The 12,935-nt window shown below is 46.5% G+C and carries 18 protein-coding genes; 8 read left to right on the plus strand and 10 right to left on the minus strand.

Annotated features, from left to right (window positions below):
* Positions 1 to 127: 127 nt before the first annotated feature.
* Together Q365_RS0114140 and Q365_RS0114145 are read left to right on the plus strand one after the other, a co-directional pair.
* Complete coding sequence (locus Q365_RS0114140) at positions 128 to 391, plus strand: DUF5062 family protein (RefSeq protein ID WP_028023957.1); 264 nt, start codon at positions 128 to 130, stop codon at positions 389 to 391.
* Positions 392 to 450: 59 nt separating this feature from the next.
* A complete protein-coding gene (locus Q365_RS0114145; RefSeq protein ID WP_028023958.1) occupies positions 451 to 915 on the plus strand; it encodes a DUF3429 domain-containing protein in 465 nt (154 codons plus the stop codon).
* Positions 916 to 1,006: 91 nt separating this feature from the next.
* Here the strand turns inward: Q365_RS0114145 and Q365_RS0114150 are convergent, their stop codons facing one another.
* The gene (locus tag Q365_RS0114150) at positions 1,007 to 1,279 is read right to left on the minus strand and encodes a hypothetical protein (RefSeq protein WP_028023959.1); all 273 of its coding nucleotides are present in this window, start codon (positions 1,277 to 1,279) and stop codon (positions 1,007 to 1,009) included.
* 277 nt (positions 1,280 to 1,556) lie between these two features.
* Here Q365_RS0114150 and Q365_RS0114155 point away from each other — a divergent pair, with 277 nt between their 5' ends.
* Entirely contained in the window at positions 1,557 to 1,796 is a 240-nt protein-coding gene (locus Q365_RS0114155) for an RNA recognition motif domain-containing protein (RefSeq protein WP_028023960.1), read from the plus strand.
* A gap of 83 nt (positions 1,797 to 1,879) precedes the next feature.
* Here the strand turns inward: Q365_RS0114155 and msrB are convergent, their stop codons facing one another.
* Positions 1,880 to 2,323, minus strand: coding sequence for a peptide-methionine (R)-S-oxide reductase MsrB (msrB, locus tag Q365_RS0114160; protein WP_028023961.1), 444 nt, complete (start codon positions 2,321 to 2,323; stop codon positions 1,880 to 1,882).
* A 142-nt stretch (positions 2,324 to 2,465) separates the two neighbouring features.
* Here msrB and Q365_RS25735 point away from each other — a divergent pair, with 142 nt between their 5' ends.
* Positions 2,466 to 3,125, plus strand: coding sequence for a hypothetical protein (locus Q365_RS25735; RefSeq protein ID WP_051563797.1), 660 nt, complete (start codon positions 2,466 to 2,468; stop codon positions 3,123 to 3,125).
* Positions 3,126 to 3,250: 125 nt separating this feature from the next.
* Here Q365_RS25735 and Q365_RS0114170 read toward each other — a convergent pair whose 3' ends face one another.
* The 8 genes from Q365_RS0114170 to Q365_RS0114205 all read right to left on the minus strand — a co-directional run bounded on the left by Q365_RS0114170 (position 3,251) and on the right by Q365_RS0114205 (position 10,516).
* A complete protein-coding gene (locus Q365_RS0114170) occupies positions 3,251 to 4,114 on the minus strand; it encodes a lipase secretion chaperone (protein WP_028023962.1) in 864 nt (287 codons plus the stop codon).
* 31 nt (positions 4,115 to 4,145) lie between these two features.
* Positions 4,146 to 5,087, minus strand: a complete 942-nt coding sequence (locus Q365_RS0114175) for a lipase family alpha/beta hydrolase (protein WP_035025052.1) — start codon at positions 5,085 to 5,087, stop codon at positions 4,146 to 4,148.
* 247 nt (positions 5,088 to 5,334) lie between these two features.
* Positions 5,335 to 6,399: a succinylglutamate desuccinylase/aspartoacylase family protein gene (locus Q365_RS0114180; RefSeq protein WP_028023964.1), complete on the minus strand. Its 1,065-nt coding sequence runs from the start codon at positions 6,397 to 6,399 to the stop codon at positions 5,335 to 5,337.
* Positions 6,383 to 7,291: a 30S ribosomal protein S6--L-glutamate ligase gene (gene rimK / locus Q365_RS0114185; RefSeq protein WP_028023965.1), complete on the minus strand. Its 909-nt coding sequence runs from the start codon at positions 7,289 to 7,291 to the stop codon at positions 6,383 to 6,385. The genes Q365_RS0114180 and rimK overlap by 17 nt, the downstream gene beginning before the upstream one ends.
* A gap of 4 nt (positions 7,292 to 7,295) precedes the next feature.
* Positions 7,296 to 7,724, minus strand: coding sequence for an ATP-dependent zinc protease family protein (locus Q365_RS0114190; RefSeq protein WP_322786738.1), 429 nt, complete (start codon positions 7,722 to 7,724; stop codon positions 7,296 to 7,298).
* Positions 7,725 to 8,284: 560 nt separating this feature from the next.
* Positions 8,285 to 8,767 carry a GNAT family N-acetyltransferase gene (locus Q365_RS0114195; protein ID WP_028023967.1) on the minus strand — a complete coding sequence of 161 codons (483 nt, stop codon included), beginning with the start codon at positions 8,765 to 8,767 and terminating at the stop codon, positions 8,285 to 8,287.
* A 35-nt stretch (positions 8,768 to 8,802) separates the two neighbouring features.
* Positions 8,803 to 9,279: a GNAT family N-acetyltransferase gene (locus Q365_RS0114200; protein ID WP_028023968.1), complete on the minus strand. Its 477-nt coding sequence runs from the start codon at positions 9,277 to 9,279 to the stop codon at positions 8,803 to 8,805.
* Positions 9,280 to 9,655: 376 nt separating this feature from the next.
* Complete coding sequence (locus Q365_RS0114205) at positions 9,656 to 10,516, minus strand: DMT family transporter (protein WP_028023969.1); 861 nt, start codon at positions 10,514 to 10,516, stop codon at positions 9,656 to 9,658.
* A gap of 140 nt (positions 10,517 to 10,656) precedes the next feature.
* Between Q365_RS0114205 and Q365_RS0114210 the strand changes: the two genes are divergently transcribed.
* The 4 genes from Q365_RS0114210 to Q365_RS0114225 all read left to right on the plus strand — a co-directional run bounded on the left by Q365_RS0114210 (position 10,657) and on the right by Q365_RS0114225 (position 12,785).
* Entirely contained in the window at positions 10,657 to 11,136 is a 480-nt protein-coding gene (locus tag Q365_RS0114210) for a MarR family winged helix-turn-helix transcriptional regulator (RefSeq protein WP_028023970.1), read from the plus strand.
* 76 nt (positions 11,137 to 11,212) lie between these two features.
* Positions 11,213 to 11,476: a hypothetical protein gene (locus Q365_RS0114215; protein WP_028023971.1), complete on the plus strand. Its 264-nt coding sequence runs from the start codon at positions 11,213 to 11,215 to the stop codon at positions 11,474 to 11,476.
* Between the two features lie 179 nt (positions 11,477 to 11,655).
* Positions 11,656 to 12,072: a BLUF domain-containing protein gene (locus Q365_RS0114220; protein ID WP_028023972.1), complete on the plus strand. Its 417-nt coding sequence runs from the start codon at positions 11,656 to 11,658 to the stop codon at positions 12,070 to 12,072.
* A gap of 377 nt (positions 12,073 to 12,449) precedes the next feature.
* Positions 12,450 to 12,785 carry a DUF1428 domain-containing protein gene (locus Q365_RS0114225; protein ID WP_028023973.1) on the plus strand — a complete coding sequence of 112 codons (336 nt, stop codon included), beginning with the start codon at positions 12,450 to 12,452 and terminating at the stop codon, positions 12,783 to 12,785.
* The last annotated feature ends 150 nt before the right edge of the window (positions 12,786 to 12,935 follow it).

A 12,935-nucleotide genomic window follows, 5' to 3' on the forward strand; every position in this document is an offset into this window, starting at 1 on the left:
GCCAGTTGCGACCCATCATTTCCTATTCCCTAATCGTTATTACTTAGATGCACACCTCTCTTGAGTCTGTTTGAGTATAGTTATGTCTCTGATATGCTGGTTCGAGGAATTACGCTGGAGTGAAAGAATGAAAAAAATTAAGCACGAGGCTCAGTTACTGAAAAAGGCGCTAAGCATTGGCGAACAGTACGCCAAAACAAGGGGGTACATTACCTTCGATGAGGGGACGTCTAATAAGATAAAAATTGAATGCATCTACCGCCTGTTGGTGGATGATAAAGTGATTGTTCCCCTTGCGTCTGATAAAGAAGATGGCCCAAACATGAAGCACAAGTTGGTGCTTTGGATTCAAAAACAGCTCCCCGAAGGTCATCCACTTCTCCTTGATTGATAAACCAAAGGCGTGATCTCACGTAGACCGACTGCGTAACCAACATGAGAGTTCTGAACATGAAAAAGACAGCACTTATCTATGGCGCAATGGGACTGGTCCCATTTATAGCTTTCGGCGTTTTGCTGCCCATATGGCCGACTGACTGGCAGGGCGCTTTGATCCATACCTTCTTGAGTTATAGCGCGGTGATTCTGGCGTTTCTTTCTGGTGCGGTATGGGGAATGACGATCAGTGGAGCAAAACCAGATAAACCCACAAATGGTCTCACCGTGGGGATTGTTTTCTCCTTGGTGGCGGTCGGTGCATTGCTGATGCCTTATCCCTATTCCCTCTACTTACTGATCGCTTCTTTTGTGGTGTTGTTTGCGTTGGAAGTCGGACTGATGTTTAAGGGGATATATCCGTTTTGGTACACATTAATGCGCGCTGTGCTAACCGCCGTTGTGGTGGTTTGTCATGTGTTCCTGCTTTACTGGTTGGAAGGTAATGGTATGAGTGGATTGCCTGTCCAGACGGTCTAATACCAATCTGATTAAATATGGGCCGGAAACAGGCGGCATAGAACAAGAAACAGTAAAAAAGCGCCCTTGGGCGCTTTTTTAATTGTGATTGTTAGTCTTCTAAATCATCTTGCCATGGCATTTCTGGCAGCATATCCAAATGCTCTTGGTAGCGCTTAAGGTTGAATTCACCGCCACCTTTTGCCACATCATAGACTTCGACCATTAACGCACACGCAATGTATTCAATGGCTTCTTCTTGTGAAGAACCTGTCATACGAAGACGCATCAATGTTTCTTTTACTTTTTTCGGATGATTGTCGTTGAGCTGGTTTTCAACGATCTCTAAAAGATGTTCGCTGGTGAGGATATCGTCGTCATTCATGAATTTTCGCCTTGCGCTCGCTGTGAGTATTTTTGCTGCTGTATGGTACGGCAAAAAGAAGGCTTATCGCTACCGAGACAATACATTTTTTACTCTTTCACCTGACCTTTTGTTTAAGTAGATACCAAGGTTGCGCCGAAAACCCTTCGCCAAGTGATATTTAAAGACAAAACTGGACCAAAAAAGCAACGAACGGCCGATGTGTCGATTCTTTGCTTGGTTTGCTCAGGGTTACCTGAGACAATTCAGAGGTAATTTTTATATCAGACGGCTTAATATGAAACTTTTAGTTCGCAACCTAGCGCGCACCATGACTGAACATGAACTTCGTGTTCTTTTCTCTGCACACGGTTCAGTGGGAGAATGTACGCTTGTTCTAGACCAAGAGACGGGTCTATCGAAAGGATTTGCGTTTGTTGAAATGCCAAATGAAGATGAAGCAAAAGCAGCGATTGCTAGCCTGAATCTCAGCGATGTTGCGAAGAGCAAGATCCGCGTAAAGAAAGCTGATCGTTAATTCAGCCTTTCTCTAAAACCTCAAAAGCCAGCCCGATGTCGGGCTGGCTTTTTTGTTATTACGCCTTTGTTGGCACAGGCTTGTTAGTCTTCTTTGTTCATCGCGATAGCATTAATGCAGTAGCGAAGTCTGGTGGGCTCGGGGCCGTCAGGGAAAACATGTCCAAGGTGTGCGTCGCACACATTGCACGTGACTTCAATCCGCGTCATGCCATGTGAGATATCCATGGTATATGCCACGACATTTTCCTCGAGTGGCGCAGTGAAAGAAGGCCAGCCAGTGCCAGAATCGAACTTCTCTTGGGCATCGAAAAGGCGAGTGTTGCAACATGCACAGGCGTAAATGCCGGGCTGGAAAATCCCGCACATTTCCGAGCTAAATGGTCGTTCTGTGCCGTGCTTACGCGTGACATAGAATTGTTCTTCGCTTAGCTCGGCCTGCCATTCCACTTCTGTTTTTTCAACCCGACGTGGAGGGGTAGGGTTACCATGTTTCGCTGTGGTTAATACAGACTCCCAGTTAAGCATTGTGTCACCTTCCTATCTATTGATATTGATAACCCACAATTGTGATTTCACATATGTGGTGAATGAAAAGACCGTCGAGGTTCATTGTTTATTTCATTGCAATGTGATCTCGGTACGTGGTGATTTGTACTAAGGTTGAACGATGGCGCATTATCTTCGTTCATTCACCCGACAGTTGTTTTCCTTGTCCGTGCTTCGCTCGTGGCTGGTCTTGTTGGTTGTGGCAGCAGGAGGATGCTCGTCCTCAAACTCTACGACAGATACGTTGATGGATTTCTCTCAGATCAAAGATGATGAGGTTGTTCTTGTCGGTCGTATCTCTGTGCTCCCTGCCGTTATTGGTGCTTCGCTGAAAAAAGAAACCGATACCTTCATGCCATTTGATGGTGAGCGAGTGCTCGTTTGGGTAGATGCTAATGTCTCCGACTCCCTGAATAAAGCACGAGAATTATCCACATCGGACAGTCAACTTGGACTGTTGGCTGACTGGAACGTCCCGTTTTATATTGCGATTCCCAAGCAAACCCATGTTTTGACGGGGTTAGAGCGCGCACTGCGTGAAGAGGGCGATTTACGTTATGTGACCTTGGCACTTCCAGAGTGGTTCACCGTATTAGTGCGTGTTGATGACCAAACTGTCTACATTGGTAATCTACGCGTATATGTCGATGAATTTGATGAGGTTGTTGCGGTTGAAGTCGTTGATGAATCGGAGCACGCACGCCAGCGTGTTAGCCAGAGATTCGGGGAACACGTTCGGTTCCGCGTGTCGCTGCTTGCACTGTCCCACCATTTGCAATAGCGCCACTCTTTCCACGCTATGGCGGTGTGCTGACACAATTTCTTGGCTTGGCTTGGCTTGGCTTGGCTTGGCTTGGCTTGGCTTGGCTTGGCTTGGCGACACACCCGCGTAAGTTATCTCGCAGACTAGTTGTCTTGATCGTTTATGATCTCTAACGCTTCAACGCGGCGGATATCTTCTGGCGAGAAATGTGTTTGTCTAAGCGCTGCGAGTGCCTGATCTTGTTCATATCGAGATGCGGAAGACTGTTGCAGTATGTCACCGCGTTCGACAAGATACTGCTCAAACGTTTGTTTAAACGCGGCTTCTTCGGCCTCAAGTGCTTCAAGGCGTATCGCTGCTTCTTCTCCCACTAGATTGCGAATTTGCTCAGACTTGGTTGTGTCGTCGAGTGAAAATACACGGTTTAGCTGCCCGACGAGTGCTGCGTTTTCATAGCTTTCTTTCATATCAGGTGTTAGCTGATCTAGCTCAGCTTGCCATTGCGCTTGGTAGCTGTCTTCATCCAGCCCCAGTAGTGCTATTTCTAGCCGCTTAATTGCCAATTCTCGTGTCAGGTTTTGTTCATAGAACAGGCGCTTTTGCTCTTCTTCACTGAAATGCTCAGATTGCATTAACAGACTTTGAAGATGGATATACTGCAAATAATCGATGCCAGACAGTGATTGAGGCGGTGTGATAAGAGCGAGTGATTGGCGATAGGCTTGATATTTTTCAAACAAAACTTTTTGGCGTTCACCAAAACTCAATGTAGCTGAAAATTCGGCGTAGGACTCATTAAGTTGCGCCAGATTTTGTTCGCCTAACGTCGAGAGGAAATATTCGAACGTGTCGCGATCCGAAGAGATATCAACCTCTGTCCCTAAGTGAGATTGAACCTGCGCCTGCTCTTCGCCTTCATCGTCGGAGTACACCAATACAAGCACGGCAAAGATGATACCGACCACGAGCAGTAGAAGAATCTTGTAAGTCGTAAAGCTAATGCGCATGGCGTACTCCTATTTTGATGCTGCTCTATTTTTACAAACCTTGTTGTTTCAGCCGGTTTGCGTGTTGGCGATAAATGGTCACGGGATCGGTTTCAAACAAGTGATGCAGACCAAAGAACTGGTTCACTTCATCCAAGTGATTCATGCGATAGTTGCTACGAATAACGCGCCCTAAGTGCGTTGCACAGCGACCGACTAGACCATCGTTAGGCTCTGAAAAAAACAGGCCAGTCACAAACAATGCAGGGTCGGTAATATCAAGAATGTTGGTGGCAGTGCTGGTACCAGACCATGAGTAGTAATAGACACCATTGGCTTCACGGTAGCGACCTTCTCCGCATCGAGACGTTGGAATGCCTTCGGGGTATTTGGCATTGAACGCCAGCGAACCTTTGGTGGTTAAAGATTGGAGGGAAGCCAGCGGGTCTTGAGGAAGATGACTGCCGCCTGATAACACGCTAATCAAACCGGAAAGGCCACGAGCTGCACTCACCGCCAAGGCTTCGCCTGCAGAGCCCGGAGCGAATGCTTTTCTTACCACGTCAGCAAACTCAGAACCTTTATTCACACCCCCCACGCTGGTTACCGATGCCACGAACTGCGGGGCGACTGAAGCGACATAGCGAGCCGTTGGGCTGCCGTGACTGTGGCCGATCAGATTAACCTTCTGTGCACCAGTGACGGCGCGTACCCAACGAACTTGCTGAAGGAGTTGTTCGCCACGCGCTTCGGAGCTGTTGGTTGCTGATACTTGTGCGACAAAGACTTTTGCGCCGCTTCGCGTTAAGGCTTGGGGAATCGCGTGAAAATAATCGACGCCAAGGATGCGGTCGAACCCGAATAAGCCATGAACCAATACGATGGGATACTTTGTTTGTGTATAGCCGGTGGTGGAGGTGCCGCTGGTGGTTGAGCCTGCAAAAACTGATATAGACGCCGTTGCGAGTAGCAGTGACAGTATGAATCCTTTCACAATAATTACCTCTGGTCAGTCCTCTGATGTCGATTACATATTAGCCACCTGTTGAGCATGGTTTTTGTCTCATTGGTGAGATGTTTATAAAATGTTAAATTCTGATGTGCGGAAACTGAGGGAGAACGCGGGGTGTCGGCAAGGAGCAGGCAAAAAAAAGAGCTGCGTGAGAACGACAGCTCTTTCATGCAGGATAACTTGTCAGAAACGAGGTTATCCTGAAGTGTTCAATCAATGATGGGATGGCTTATTGAACGCCAATACCAAACTTGATTTCATTACTTGCATCGTCGGTCACTTCATCCAAGTAATGTTCTACTTGTTGTTCTACCAAGCGATCAGGTTCTTCGAAGTAAGCGATATGGAAAATCGCGTCACCTTCGTTAACCAACGGCAACGTTTGCTGACCAATGATGATGCCACCTAGCGGGGCAATGGTCTGGATTTCTTCGCTGCCGCCTGGGCTGCTGATTGACGCTAACAACTGGCCTTTGCTAACACGCTGACCTAGGGAAACATGTGAGCGTAAAATACCGTCTGACTCTGCACGCAACCAACGCGTAGCACGAGCAATAACCGGCTCCACTTTTGACTTGCGAGCACTTTTACGAATCATACCCAGATGTTGCATAACGCGTTTAACGCCATTAACACCTGCAGTGATCGCGTAAGGTTCAAAACGTAGTGCTTCACCTGCTTCATAGGTAATAACCGGAATACCGATATTTTCCGCTTCTGAGCGCAGTGAGCCTTCACGAAGTGCAGCATCGATAACCACAGGGGTACCGAAAGCAACCGCCATTTCGTTGGTTTCTTCATTGGCCAGATTAGCGCGGATTTGAGGCAAATTTGTACGGTAAATCGCTGCCGTGTGCAGGTCGATAATGTGGGTGCATCGGCGTACGATCTGTTCGAAGATCTGGTATGCCATGCGACCTGCAATCGAACCGCGCTCAGAGCCTGGGAAACAGCGGTTGAGATCTCGGCGATCAGGAAGGTAACGTGACTTGTGAATGAAACCAAACACGTTCACCACAGGAATGGCAATAACAGTGCCTTTCAGTGTGGCTGGGTTTAGGCGTTCTAGCGTCTGACGAACAACTTCAACACCATTTAACTCGTCACCATGAATCGCCGCGTTAATCATAAGAACGGGGCCGGGCTTTTTGCCATGGATGACTTCCGCTGTCACCGACAGCGGAGAGTGTGTGTAAAGCTTTGCAACTTCAAATTCAACGCTTGCACGTTCGCCTGGCGGGATGGTTACCCCGCCAATTTCGAATGCTTTATTTTTATTATTGGCTTTTGACACGTGTCCTTGTCCTCGGAGAAGAGACTATTTTCTCTATATGTTCTATGACCAAACTTGCAACGTCTTTACCGGTTGCAGTTTCGATCCCTTCTAGACCTGGCGACGAGTTAACTTCCATCACCAGGGGGCCGCGCTCAGAGCGCAGTAAATCAACGCCTGCGACGTGTAGGCCCATGGCCTTCGCTGCAGCAACCGCTGTTTTACGTTCTTCAGGTGTAATGCGAACAAGTGACGCACTACCACCACGGTGAAGGTTTGAACGGAATTCGCCTGGCAGAGCTTGACGTTTCATCGCCGCGATGACTTTGTCACCGATAACGAAACAACGGATGTCAGCACCGCCTGCTTCTTTGATGTATTCCTGCACCATGATGTTGGCTTTCAGACCCATAAACGCTTCGATAACACTCTCAGCCGCTTTACGTGTTTCAGCCAAAACCACACCAATACCTTGCGTGCCTTCCAACAGTTTGATAACAACAGGCGTGCCACCAACCATGCTAAGAAGGTCTTTAATATCGCCTGGTTTGCTCGCAAAACCTGTGATGGGCATACCAATATTTTTACGAGACAGCAATTGAAGCGAACGTAGCTTGTCACGTGAACGTGAGATAGCGACAGAATCGTTCACTGTGTAGATGCCTAGCATTTCGAATTGGCGCAACACAGCACAACCATAAAAGGTGACTGAAGCGCCGATACGTGGAATAACCGCATCAAAACCAACCAGATCTTCACCCATTAGATGAATTGAAGGTTGTGTTGAGTTGATATTCATATAACAGCGCAGTGCGTCAATGATTTTGTATTCGTGCCCACGTGCTTCACACGCTTCGATCAGGCGACGGGTCGAGTAAAGGTTTGCGTTGCGAGATAGAATTCCAATTTTCATAAACTTAACCTTGTGGCGCTTCAACGATGAATGATGCTTCTGAATCGACCAATAGTCGGCCTTCCATAGCGGTTCGTCCCAGTAACATTCTAAATTGCATGTTATCGCGTGCTGTCAATGTCATCTCAATTGGGTAGCGCATCTTCCCAATAATTAATGTTGTTAGGATGACATAACGGAAGGTCTCATGACCGCCCGAATCGCGAACTGTTCGCATGTCGATGACTTTCGCGTGGCATTCTTGCTCTGTTACGCTGTCATCTTGAATTGGGTGAACCCAAAATTTCACCCATTTTTCGTCATTTTTTTCGTATTCTTCAATACCAAAAGTGTGTAGGCACGACGTTCTTGCCCCTGTGTCCACTTTGGCTTTAATTGCAGAGATGTTTAGCTCTGGAAGGCCCACCCATTCACGCCAGCCGACAGTCGTCATTGCATTTGCTTGAGGTTGGTTTGATTCTTCGACCTGTGCTGGTCGAGCTGCTTTGTTGTCAGTCATCTCTGTCAATGCCCCGGATAGTGTATTTCGGTATGATGGAGTGAGCGCGCCAGTCGTTGACACTAACTCAAGTAAAACGATAGCTGCTCTGCGAATTTTTTCCGCTCACATTTATAAGAACCGATTGAATAATCAACACTATCGTTACAGCTCCGGCGGCACAATTATCGCATCCACATTGACAGCACCGCACTAAGGAGGGCGCAAGTTACAGCTTTGCCCTGTGGTCGACAAGTCAATCTTTAACTCGTGACGATGAATAATTTTTATCGAAGTTATGTGTCAGTTTATTGCATAGAAATGAGAACGGCTAGAAAGGTATGGCAGTGGCGAAATCGGGATGAGTTTAACGCCAAACCGAAGGTGCGAGGAGGCCCGATATTGCTTGAAGTAACAGGGTGATATGTGGATTAAATTAGGCGATATTTTAGCTTAAAAATATCGCCATTTTCCTCGTTCAATCTGGGATTAATCACGAAAGTATTGGGGCAGAACTAGGCGTAGTTGAGGTTACCGTATGCCGCCTCATTACGCCATTCACAAAGAATATCGACTAACCCTTCCTCATTATGGTGCTGGCCAACTTGGCATTCAACAAAACCGTGCTTTTGCCAGAAGCAACGAGCACCATGGTTAATTTTGAAAGTATAAAGTTTAAGATCGCCTTGGCTTGTGTCTTTGATTAACTGCACGAGCAAGGAACCAAAGCCCATTCTTTGAGAGCCGGGAGCAATATAAAGCTGCGTAATAAAGTCATCGTTGGCGGCTATCATTCCTAATACCCGCCCCGTTCTGCGTTCAATAGCAAGGTAGACTCGGTTGGTTGCTGCAAGAATTCTGTTTAAATAGTAGCGATGGGCATCAAGGTCATGTACCTCAGGAATGCCTAACGCTCTTTCTTTACTCAAGCGCCACATTTCAATGGTTTGTTCGGTATATCGGGGATGGTAGTCAACAATCTCAATTCTTGGGTTCATAGGCTCTTCTGAATCAAACGTCTATTTTGCTGAATTTAGAGGGCTGGACTGAACTGCTGAAGTGCTCGTGTATAAAAGGCGCTATTAGGGTCTTCCACGTAGTCAGCAAACGGCGAACAGATTTCGAAACCAAAGCGTTCATATAGCTTTCTCGCTGGTTCAAACTCAGTTTCAGTGCCCGTCTCTAAACTTAGACGCGAGTATTGGCGTCTGCGTGACTCTTGAAGAATATGTGCGAGCAAGTTCGCAGCGACGCCTCGACGAATAAAATTTTCTGAGGTACGCATCGACTTGATTTCGCCATGATTAGGGCTGATTTGTTTAAGTGCGCCGCAGCCTGCAAGTTGGCCTTCAATCCATGCACTCCAAAGCGTCACGTCGGGGCTTTGTAACCCAGACAAGTCAAGAGCATGAACGCTTTCTGCTGGGCTAATTTCATGCATTCGTTTCAGATGTTGCTGGAGGAGAGCTTGAATGTCTTTGCCCGTTAAATCATCTATCCGTATTTCCATGATCATTTCCTCCTAAAACTAAAAACAATCTGCATTTAGCACTGTGTTTCGGTGCTGTTCAAGTTTGCTATGTTGGAGAATAAGGAATGGCATTCGGTGTAAGTGGGTGATAATCAACCTTGGTATCTTTTAATGCTGATGTTATTCACTGAGTTGCACTTGATTTATGGAGGAATGATTCAAGCGCGGGGCAGTTGTTGATGTATGCATGCGAGCGTTGATTTCTGAGGTTGGTCACACAACTAGCGTGTTTTGTTTGGGAGTTATCTTAAATTTGTGTCGCTCTAGCGGCCCATTGGCATTGGCATTGGCTGTGAGCTGAAGAGAAAAGCCGCTCAAGGGCTTTTCCTCTTCGTGAGTTATGCATTGTTGACGTTTAGGCAGAGCAAAGCTTTGCAGCGCGTGCTGCTTTTTGTTTCATCTTTACCATCAACATCAGGCTGATTATCACCACACCAATTCCCATCCACTGATAAGGACCTAGCACCTCGCCAACGAGCAGAATACCTAAACTAACCGCTGCGACAGGGTTTAGCATGCTGATCATGGCCATGGCGTCGGGGCCAATTTTTTTGATGGAACGTGAGAACGCCCAATAGGCAAACGAACTGTTTAGCAAGATAACCCACAATAGACCTGGCAATTCATGATAGGTAATCGCTTTTGGCATGCCTTCAACCATAAACGCAATGGGGATCAAGATCAGCCCACCGAGCGTGAGTTGCCATGCGGTTAGCCTAAAAATGTCAGTGACAGGCCAGTTCTTGAGCCATAACGACGATCTTGCTACCAACGCGGTCGCGGTGAGAGCCGCTGCAGCGCCAATGGGGTCGATATCCGCACTCGGGTTGAGTATCAGCACAACACCACCAAGACCTATGATGGCTAATAGCAGCATTGTAAGTTCGGGTTTTTTCCCCTCTATTAACCACTGCATGAACATGAGTTGAAGGGGAAGTGTTGCACCGAGGGTACCTGCAACAGAACCAGGCAGTTTATATGCGGCAATAAAGAGTAATGGAAAGAAAGCCGCAATATTGAACACGCTAAGCAGTGTCATTCGTCCCCAAGGGAGAGGGGGCTTACCAGGTTTTAGCAACAATAGAAGCAAACCCGCTGGCAATGCCCGCCAAACTGCGACCCAAAAAGGTGATAAATCTTGTAAGAAAAGGCTGACTGCTGCGTAGGTGCTTCCCCAAAGTAAAGGGACGAGTGCCGCGAGTAAGTAGTTTGCCACGTTGAGCTCCTCAGCTTTCCTATTGGTTAAGGGTTTCTTATTAAAAAGTATCTTTTCTAAAAGATAAACTATTCGCTTTTTAACTTTTGTTCAAGTATCTTTTGTAAAAGATATTTCGGTGAGTGGTAGATGAGTAGTCAATGATGGATCATGTAGAAACAATATTGGGGCAATGGAAGAAACAAAGGCCCGATTTAGATTGCGCACCAATGGGCGTAATTGGACGAGTTGGACGCGCCAGACATTTGATGACGCTAAAACTTGAAGAGGTCTATAAACGGCATGAATTGAGCAGCATAGAGTTTGATATTCTTGCTTCGTTGAGGCGAGTAGGTGAAGCCGTGACGCCCACTGAGCTATATCAAACATTGATGTTATCGTCTGGTGCAATGAGCACACGTGTAGATGGTTTGGTAAAACGTGGGTTGGTAGAGCGACAAGCGAGTGAAGCTGACCGAAGAAGCTGTCTCGTGACGCTGACTGCGGAAGGGTTGGCATTAATCGACAACGTGGTGGAAGCGCATGTGGAAAATGAACGCCAGATGCTTCTCGCGTTGACGGAAGAAGAACAAGCACAATTGGCGATGCTGCTTAAGAAGTGGCTTGTTGCGAACGAATAGCTTTTTCTCACTATTAACTGACACTGTGATGCGTATGCGCGTCATACTGTGTTGACTGAGTGAATAAGGAGAGCACATGGAATTCATTCCTGTCAGTGAGATTATAAAGATGGATCTCCACTGGTTGCGCGGCGAAGATAGTCGATTCAAATCCGTGTTAAAAAGCCTTAAACAAGGTGAAGGGATCAATGAGGCGATTCAGTTGATTCGGTGTGCTTGTGGCAAAACGTATATCCTGCAAGATGGCGGTCATCGTATTTCGGCGGCATTCAAGCTATTTGAGCAAACCGGCAAAGATTTGCGTATCCCTGTGTCGATTTTTCAGTCAGATATTCCCTAGTCCTTCTGCGATTACGATTGCGCTTTCGCGTATACCTCCTATTAGATTCTTACCAACTGCTACACTCAATGGATAACTATAAATCACATATTTAACAGTATGATATGCCCAATCCGGTTCAAGATGCTGGTTTCCGGCAAGTTGAAATTGTTGGGTATAGTTGCATTTTGGAGGTTTGAATGATTCGTTTGATCTATGCAAGCGCAGCAACCGGTGAGTTCTCTGAGTCTAAGTTGATGCAGTTGTTGGGCAAAGCGAGATCTAACAATGAGAGCGTTAACGTCGGTGGACTATTACTTTATGCGAAAGGCAATTTCTTTCAGATATTGGAAGGCGAAAAGGACACGGTAGAAACGTTGTTCTGCAAAATACAACAAGATGAACGCCACTCAAGCGTCGTGGTACTTGATAGGAGTGAAATCACGAAACGTAACTTTCCAGATTGGTCCATGGGTTTTAAAAACCTAGAGCAATTTGATAGGAAGAAACTGCGTGGTTACAACGACTTTCTTGACCATAAATTAGATGAGAAGGACTTTGGCGAAATTGGCCCTGATGTCATCTATCTTATCGAGCAATTCAAAAGTATTTGGTAAGGGTAAATGAGATCGAGTCGGCGACTGTCCTTCGTTCTACTTTGGTCTCATCTTACTCAACCGTATTTTTATTTGAACTTCATTCATCAACGAAACCAATACGCTATAAGAAACTGTTTGCACTTCTCATCGTTGAGTCATTTCTGACTGCAGCGCCTGCATTACAATTCTCTCCAAGTAGCAGACCTTAACCTCCCTGAGGTGTAGGTAATTCGACTACTCGAATTTGGCTTTTTATTCAGCAGTTTGTCGTGCGCACGCACGTCTTTACTCAAACTGTTTGGGTATCCCGCCAAGTAAAGCATTTTGTCAGTGGCTTGATCATGATGTCGCTTTTTGGCTGCGACCATCGTTACTCTGCGTAGAGGAAAGAGATCGTGCTTTATGTTGATGGCTTAGTTACTGCCTTGCCCGTAACGAATAAAGAAATATACCGACGACTCGTTCAGTCTGTCATTCCGTTGATGAGAGCATACGGTGCGTTGAACGTGGTGCATTGCGAAGATGGCGATGTCACTCGATCAAGGGCGAGCCATCCATTAACGGCGTCCGTCGTTTTGTTTTCTTGGATTGTGTGGCCATCAAGAGAGATTCGTGATCAAGGCATGGAGAAAATGCTGTCTGATCCACGTTTTGATGATGTGATGAATCCTGCTTCTTTGAACGGAGAGAGAATCGAACTTGATGCTTCGTTTTTTCCTCAATTACATTGAATTCTTGCTTATACCCAAGCAATCTGAAGATGCTCGCTGAATCCTGCATCTTCAGGTTGTTTGGGGATAATACTCTTCAACTATCCTGCCCCAAAACGTGAGGATTTCACGTGTCCACCTCTTTTCGTGGACTCGTCGGTGTTCTCGCTT

Origin of the sequence: Enterovibrio calviensis DSM 14347, assembly GCF_000621165.1 — a bacterium.
Lineage (GTDB): Bacteria > Pseudomonadota > Gammaproteobacteria > Enterobacterales > Vibrionaceae > Enterovibrio > Enterovibrio calviensis.

What these genes read in the sequence shown, in the direction of transcription:
- Q365_RS0114140 (WP_028023957.1), top strand. Translation starts at nt 128, where the DNA reads ATGAAAAAAATTAAGCACGAGGCTCAGTTACTGAAAAAGGCGCTAAGC.
- Q365_RS0114145 (WP_028023958.1), top strand. Translation starts at nt 451, where the DNA reads ATGAAAAAGACAGCACTTATCTATGGCGCAATGGGACTGGTCCCATTT.
- Q365_RS0114150 (WP_028023959.1), bottom strand. Translation starts at nt 1,279, where the DNA reads ATGAATGACGACGATATCCTCACCAGCGAACATCTTTTAGAGATCGTT.
- Q365_RS0114155 (WP_028023960.1), top strand. Translation starts at nt 1,557, where the DNA reads ATGAAACTTTTAGTTCGCAACCTAGCGCGCACCATGACTGAACATGAA.
- msrB (WP_028023961.1), bottom strand. Translation starts at nt 2,323, where the DNA reads ATGCTTAACTGGGAGTCTGTATTAACCACAGCGAAACATGGTAACCCT.
- Q365_RS25735 (WP_051563797.1), top strand. Translation starts at nt 2,466, where the DNA reads ATGGCGCATTATCTTCGTTCATTCACCCGACAGTTGTTTTCCTTGTCC.
- Q365_RS0114170 (WP_028023962.1), bottom strand. Translation starts at nt 4,114, where the DNA reads ATGCGCATTAGCTTTACGACTTACAAGATTCTTCTACTGCTCGTGGTC.
- rimK (WP_028023965.1), bottom strand. Translation starts at nt 7,291, where the DNA reads ATGAAAATTGGAATTCTATCTCGCAACGCAAACCTTTACTCGACCCGT.
- Q365_RS0114190 (WP_322786738.1), bottom strand. Translation starts at nt 7,724, where the DNA reads ATGACGACTGTCGGCTGGCGTGAATGGGTGGGCCTTCCAGAGCTAAAC.
- Q365_RS0114195 (WP_028023967.1), bottom strand. Translation starts at nt 8,767, where the DNA reads ATGAACCCAAGAATTGAGATTGTTGACTACCATCCCCGATATACCGAA.
- Q365_RS0114200 (WP_028023968.1), bottom strand. Translation starts at nt 9,279, where the DNA reads ATGGAAATACGGATAGATGATTTAACGGGCAAAGACATTCAAGCTCTC.
- Q365_RS0114210 (WP_028023970.1), top strand. Translation starts at nt 10,657, where the DNA reads ATGATGGATCATGTAGAAACAATATTGGGGCAATGGAAGAAACAAAGG.
- Q365_RS0114215 (WP_028023971.1), top strand. Translation starts at nt 11,213, where the DNA reads ATGGAATTCATTCCTGTCAGTGAGATTATAAAGATGGATCTCCACTGG.
- Q365_RS0114220 (WP_028023972.1), top strand. Translation starts at nt 11,656, where the DNA reads ATGATTCGTTTGATCTATGCAAGCGCAGCAACCGGTGAGTTCTCTGAG.